This window comes from Oleiphilus sp. HI0125, from assembly GCF_001635355.1.
In genome coordinates this window covers 1-846 of the sequence record NZ_LWGF01001017.1, presented here as the reverse complement: position 1 = coordinate 846, position 846 = coordinate 1, and the positions used below count along the sequence as shown (strand labels likewise).

The window sequence follows — 846 nt, the reverse complement described above, 5'->3', positions numbered from 1 at the left end:
AGAATCAATACTCGGACCTGACTAGCCTTTACACGAGCCTTTCCTTCAAGATACTGAATAATAGGAAGTGTAAAGCTAGCAGTTTTGCCTGTACCCGTTTGGGCAGCAGCCATCACATCACGCCCTGTTAATACGGCAGGAATAGCCTCTTGCTGGATTGGGGACGGTGTCTTATAACCTTTTAACTCAATTGCTTTTAGGATATTTCGATTAAGGCCAAGCTCTTCAAAGTACATTAAGTATTCGTTCTCAGTATGTGGGGGCAGAATGCGCGCGAAGTATAGGTGGGATTAAGCTTTTACGATACATAAACTTCATCATTCGTATGCTAGTAGGTCAAAACACGCACTGCGAGCTTGGTGCGACGATCTATTTATGTCACGATAAAAACAAATAATTAAGTGCTTAGGCGCAGTCTTGAGCTTCGCTCTAGACATACTAAATAAGCTGACAATAACGATACTAATAAATTCCGATATGTCGAACGTCTATACGATAATCAAGCTACTAGCTTTAACGCTCATCATTAGTGGCTGCGCAACAAGTTTTGATCGAACCAATATTCGCCCTGGTGAACGGGTATATGGCCCCGCGGTTTCAGTCGTTGTACCCACAGAAAAGTCTTGGTTTGCTGTCGATTACGGTACAGGAAACCGAATCAAATTAAGTCAACTTAACTATGACGACAGTTACTCGTTGAAGGTTGCGGTGAATAGAGGGCCAGCTTTCGGAATGTTTGAATCAGCGCAAGCACATCTCTCAGCCTATCGTGAAAATGTGAATGACGACGCGGTTGAAGGGCTGATTGTTCACGGTCGAGATTCTTGGGCTGCTGAAGAATACGGT

General features: G+C 43.7%; 2 protein-coding genes. One reads left to right on the top strand and one right to left on the bottom strand.

What is annotated here, in order from left to right; translation table 11 throughout:
- Nucleotides 1–236 (bottom strand): DEAD/DEAH box helicase (locus tag A3762_RS17465; protein WP_156493553.1); only part of this gene is annotated, 236 nt, incomplete at its 3' end.
- Nucleotides 237–477: 241 nt separating this feature from the next.
- On the opposite strand from A3762_RS17465, the gene A3762_RS17460 reads away from it, so the two are divergent.
- Nucleotides 478–846: hypothetical protein (locus A3762_RS17460; protein WP_197469350.1), on the top strand; the 369-nt coding region annotated here is incomplete at its 3' end.